Origin of the sequence: Streptomyces alkaliphilus, from assembly GCF_014141535.1 — a bacterium.
GTDB lineage: Bacteria > Actinomycetota > Actinomycetes > Streptomycetales > Streptomycetaceae > Streptomyces > Streptomyces alkaliphilus.
Genome location: NZ_VKHT01000995.1, coordinates 1 through 1,819 on the forward strand (window position 1 = coordinate 1; position 1,819 = coordinate 1,819).

The 1,819-nt window shown below is 71.0% G+C and carries 2 protein-coding genes; both read left to right on the plus strand.

Annotation, left to right across the window (positions count from 1 at the left end; translation table 11 throughout):
* The first annotated feature begins 281 nt into the window (after positions 1-281).
* Positions 282-695, plus strand: coding sequence for an ATP-binding protein (locus FNQ90_RS21850; RefSeq protein ID WP_143624358.1), 414 nt, complete (start codon positions 282-284; stop codon positions 693-695).
* 38 nt (positions 696-733) lie between these two features.
* Complete coding sequence (locus FNQ90_RS21855; protein WP_407699417.1) at positions 734-1,705, plus strand: RNA polymerase sigma factor SigF; 972 nt, start codon at positions 734-736, stop codon at positions 1,703-1,705.
* Positions 1,706-1,819 lie beyond the last annotated feature (114 nt).

Below are 1,819 nucleotides of genomic sequence, written 5' to 3' on the forward strand. Positions count from 1 at the left end.
CTCCCTCCCCTTTGCCGGGTTCGGTCGGGAACATCGGGATGGATACCCTCCGGGGGAGCCGAAAAAGTCCAACATCCACCGCTCCGGGTCGAATTCCCCGCCCCCGGACCGGGACGGCCCGCACCTGCGGGTTTACGATGAGTGATACGGCGACAGTCCCCCGCGCGACGCGATAACGTCACGGGGCGAGCCCGTGACCATCGGGCCGCGACATGCCGGCAAGGGGTTCACGGACGACGTCGGGGGGCGTCGTTGCCGTGGTAGTCACAGTGGAGGTGAGGGTGTCCGAGATCCCAGGTGAGGACGGATCGCAGGACTTCGTCGAGGTTCGGCTGCCGGCGGCGGGTGCCTACCTGTCCGTACTGCGGACCGCCACGGCCGGACTGGCCGCGCGACTGGACTTCACGCTCGACGAGATCGAGGATCTGCGCATCGCCGTCGACGAAGCCTGCGCGATCCTGCTCCAGCAGGCGACCCCGGGTTCCACGTTGGAGTGCCGCTTCACCCTGATCGGGGACGCGCTGCGGGTGACGGTCTCGGCTCCGACCACGGAGGGCCACGCCCCGGAGCGCGACACCTTCGCGTGGACCGTGTTGAGCGCGTTGGCCGGCGAGGTGGAGTCGGCCGTCGCCGAGGATCGGACGGTCAGCATCAGTCTGCACAAGAAGCGCGGCGCGGCGTCCGGGGCGCCGTGAGCGGGAGAGCGGGACCGCCACCCGAGGAGGGGGCAGAAGTGAGCGCGGAAGTGAACGAGGTGGAGCGGATGTCGGGCACCACCGTCCCGGCTTTCCGGGACACGACCGACCCGGTCGATCCGGTCGATGCCATCGAGCCGGTCGACCCCATCGATCCGATGGCCCCGACGGAGGAGTCGGCCGGGTCGTCGGCGCCCGACCCCCGCCTGCCCGGCGCCCGGTCCGGATCCCGCCGCCAGGGCGGGGCGGCCGACTCACGGGACCGAGCCGCCGCCCGTGAACTGTTCGTCTCCCTGCGCTCCCTGCCCGACGGCTCCCCCGAACGCGCCGAGCTTCGGGACAGGCTGGTGCGCATGCACCTGCCGCTGGTGGAGCACCTGGCTCGACGGTTCCGCAATCGCGGCGAGCCGTTGGACGACCTGACCCAGGTCGCCACCATCGGCCTGATCAAGTCGGTGGACCGGTTCGACCCGGAGCGCGGCGTGGAGTTCTCCACCTACGCGACCCCGACCGTGGTGGGTGAGATCAAACGCCACTTCCGGGACAAGGGCTGGGCGGTGCGGGTGCCGCGCCGGTTGCAGGAACTGCGGCTGTCCCTGAGCGCCGCGACGGCGGAGTTGTCCCAGCAGCACGGCCGGGCGCCGACGGTGCACGAACTGGCGGAGCGCCTGAACACCTCCGAGGAGGAGGTGCTGGAGGGGTTGGAGTCCGCCAACGCCTACAGCACGCTGTCGCTGGACGTGCCGGACACCGACGACGAGTCGCCGGCGGTGGCCGACACGCTGGGTGCCGAGGACGACGCGCTGGAGGGCGTGGAGTACCGGGAGTCCCTCAAGCCGCTGCTGGAGGAGCTGCCCCCGCGCGAGAAGAAGATCCTCATGCTGCGGTTCTTCGGGAACATGACCCAGTCGCAGATCGCGCAGGAGGTCGGGATCTCGCAGATGCACGTCTCCCGGCTGCTGGCGCGGACGCTGGCGCAGCTGCGGGAGAAGCTGCTCGTCGAGGAGTGAGCCACGGGGTTCCGCCGAGGAGCGGGGCCCCGCTTCCGGGCGGGTGCGGGTGCGAGGGGACCGTGTCGCCCGAACGACCCCGAAGGATGGGGTGGGCGAGGGCGGACGGAAGGG